Origin of the sequence: Mycobacterium sp., assembly GCF_035499775.1 — a bacterium.
In the GTDB taxonomy this organism is placed as follows: domain Bacteria; phylum Actinomycetota; class Actinomycetes; order Mycobacteriales; family Mycobacteriaceae; genus Mycobacterium.
Genome location: NZ_DATJYB010000397.1, coordinates 1 through 2829, shown reverse-complemented (window position 1 = coordinate 2829; position 2829 = coordinate 1). Strand labels below are relative to the sequence as shown.

Sequence of the window (2829 nt, the reverse complement as noted above, 5' to 3'; positions counted from 1 at the left end):
CCCGCGACGGGCGGAGCAAATCGTTTGACGCTGCCGCGGACGGATACGGCCGCGGTGAGGGTGCGGGCATGCTTGTACTGAAAAGCGTTGACGCAGCACTGCGCGACCGGGACCGCAGCTACGCCGTGATCGCCGGCAGCGGGGCCAACCAGGATGGTCACACCATGGGGATCACCGTCCCCAACGGGGTCGCGCAACGTGATCTCGCGCAAGCTGTCTGCGAGAAGGCGAATCTTGCTCCGTACGAGATCGGGTACGTCGAAGCCCACGGAACCGGGACACCGGTCGGAGACCCGATCGAGGTCACCGCGTTGGGTGAGGCATATGGCCTGGCCGAGCTGCGGACCAGTCCACTGCTTGTCGGCTCGGTGAAGCCATCGATCGGGCATCTGGAGGCCGCAGCCGGGGTTGCGGGAGTGATCAAGGCCGCCCTGGCGATACGCCACCGCATTATCCCGCCGCAAGCATGGTTGGAAAACCTCAACCCGGCGATTCCGTTCAGCGATCTCAACATCGAGGTTGTCACCGAGACGACAGCGTTTCCCACTCCGTCGGGTCGAGCCATTGCCGCTGTCAACGGCTTCGGCTACGGCGGGACCAACGGCCATGTCATCCTGGCCCAGGCCCCAGAGGTGCCCGCGCCCGCCCCAGAACGGCCTTCGATCGCGCTCTTCCCAATCTCGGCCGCCAACAAAGACTCTGTCCGTGCTGTCGCCGCCGCCATGCGCGGCACCGTGGGTTGCGCGTCGTCGATCGACGATCTCTGTTCAGCCGCATGGAGCCGCCGAGCGCATCACTCGTTCCGGACCGTGCTGCCCTGTTCCGACAAGGACGAACTGGCGCGACATCTCGACGCTGTCGCTGCCGGAACAACGACGATCAGCCGCGCTGCCGTGCCGACTGGAACCAAACCGGTGTTCGTGTTCAGTGGCATCGGACCTCAATGGTGGGGCATGGGACGCGAACTTCTCGCCATGGAAGGGCCTTTCGCGCGCACAGCGGCCGAGATCGATTCGTTGTTCGTTGAGATCGCCGGCTGGTCGATTCTCGACGAACTGCTCAAACCCGAATCTGATTCCCGCATTCAGCGCACCGAATACGCTCAGCCGGCCAACTTTCTTGTGCAGGTCGGGCTCGTCGCCGAGCTCGCGGCGCTAGGTGTCGAACCTGCTGCGATTGTCGGGCACAGTGTCGGCGAGGTGAGCGCGGCGTTTGTCAGCGGTGCACTCACCCTTCGCGACGCACTCTTGGTGAGCTATCACCGGGCGCGTCTGCAGGCCAGTACGGAAGGCACTGGGGGGATGCTGGCCGTCGGTTTGCCGGAAAGCGATGTGGCGCTGCGACTTTCCGAAGGAGAAGGTCTCGACGTGGTCGTCGCGGCGGTCAACGGCCCCGATTCTGTGACGCTGGCCGGTCCGCTCACTGCGATCGAGCACCTGTACCGTGACTTGTCCGCGGACGTCTTCGTCCGCCGCCTGCAGGTGACGGTGCCATACCACAGCCCGCTGATGGATCCGATTCTCGACGATCTAGCAACGGTGCTTGCCGACATCCAGCCATTGCGGCCACAACGACATCTGTATTCGACGGTCACGGCCCAGCAGGTCACCCTCCCGGAATTGGGTGCCGAGTACTGGTGCGCCAACGTGCGCCGACCTGTGCGATTCGGCGACACCATCGAAACCCTGATCGACGAGGGCCACCGGGTGTTCCTCGAGGTAGGTCCGCATCCCGTGCTGTCGGGGAACATTCGAGCGATATTGGCCGCGAAAGCGGAGTCAGGTGTTGCCACAGCCACGCTCAAGCGCGGCGAGAGTGACCACGACCGTCTGCTCGGCGCCGTCGGGGAGCTGTACCGCGCGGGCTGCCTTGGCCGAACTGCGCCGGGCCAGTCCACGCTCGCACCACATGCGGATCTCCCCGGTTATCCCTGGCAACACAAGGCGCTGTTCGCCGAGTCCCGTCAGGCGGAGCTGGAGCGGAACGGTGGTGTCGATGACCGTCCACTGCTCGGCACCCGAGCTACCCAACACCCGATGGCATGGTCGACTGAGTTGTCGGTTACCCGGGTACCGTGGCTGCCAGACCACGTCGTCGACGGGATGGTGGTATTGCCGGGTGCCGCGTACCTCGACGCATTCTTGTGTGCAGCCGCCGAATGCACAAAACATCCAAGTCTCACAGTCGAATCCGTGCGGTTCTCCCGCCTACTCGTCATAGAAGACCACGCGGTGCCGACTATCACCGTCGCCCTGGAACCCGCAACGATGCGGCTGAGCTTTTCCTCCTACGACGACACCGACAATCGGATCGTCCACAGCACAGCACGAATAGTCGACGCGGAGGTAGAAGCACCGCAGGTGGAGGTGCCGTGCATCGACGGTGACGCCTTGAGCCATGAGGAGTTCTATGATCTGCTGAAAAGCCGTGGTCTCCAATACGGTCCGGCGTTCCGACGGGTTGTCGAGGCAAGGGTCGGCTCCGATGTCATCGTCACGACAATTGATCCGGTATCGGCCGACGCAACACACCTCGCTCACCCGGCCGTGGTCGACGCCGCACTGCAGGGCGTTGCCGCATTCGACGATCTGACACTGGGAACGACGGTGCCGGTCGCTGTCGAAACCGTGCGCAGGCACGGCCCGACGCCGACGGCTCCCGTGACCGCGGTGATACGCCGCGGCAGCGGACCCGACATATACGCCGACATCACGATGTGTGGTCCCGATGGCACCGCATTCTTCGAGCTCCTCGGCGTGCGGTTCGCCGAATTGTCCCCTTCACCGTCGCCGATCGCCCAATTGGGTCCATTGCTTTACGAGATCGACT

1 protein-coding gene and 1 pseudogene are annotated in these 2829 nt (G+C 64.1%); both read left to right on the top strand.

Features of this window, described 5'->3' with window-relative positions:
- Positions 1–50: pseudogene (locus VML93_RS38705) on the top strand (hypothetical protein); the annotation flags it as partial.
- 18 nt (positions 51–68) lie between these two features.
- The coding region (locus VML93_RS24590) for a type I polyketide synthase (protein ID WP_325614884.1) at positions 69–2829 on the top strand (2761 nt) is incomplete at its 3' end.